The organism is Rhizobium ecuadorense, from assembly GCF_001187535.1.
Classification (GTDB): Bacteria; Pseudomonadota; Alphaproteobacteria; order Rhizobiales; family Rhizobiaceae; genus Rhizobium; species Rhizobium ecuadorense.
In genome coordinates this window covers 1-245 of the sequence record NZ_LFIO01001317.1, presented here as the reverse complement: position 1 = coordinate 245, position 245 = coordinate 1, and the positions used below count along the sequence as shown (strand labels likewise).

Below are 245 nucleotides of genomic sequence, written 5' to 3'. Positions count from 1 at the left end.
AGGTTGAGCGCCTGTCGGTTCTACAGCGCGATGCGATCGAGCGCACATTCCCAAACGTCCACCGGCGCGTCCTCAACGACGTCGACGCGGCCCACCTTGGTGCTTTTGCGGCCAAGCCGGGTATCCTCATTCTTTCCGGCACAGGTTCAATGGCATGGGCGCGTAATTCCAAAGGCCAGTCGGCGCGCACTGGCGGCTGGGGAGATCTCATCGGCGACGAAGGCAGCAGTCATTGGATCGGGCAG

Annotated in this window: 1 protein-coding gene; it reads left to right on the top strand. The window is 62.4% G+C overall.

Translation table 11 applies throughout. The features are described from left to right. The coding region (locus AF337_RS28845; protein ID WP_342028456.1) for a BadF/BadG/BcrA/BcrD ATPase family protein at positions 1 to 245 on the top strand (245 nt) is incomplete at both ends.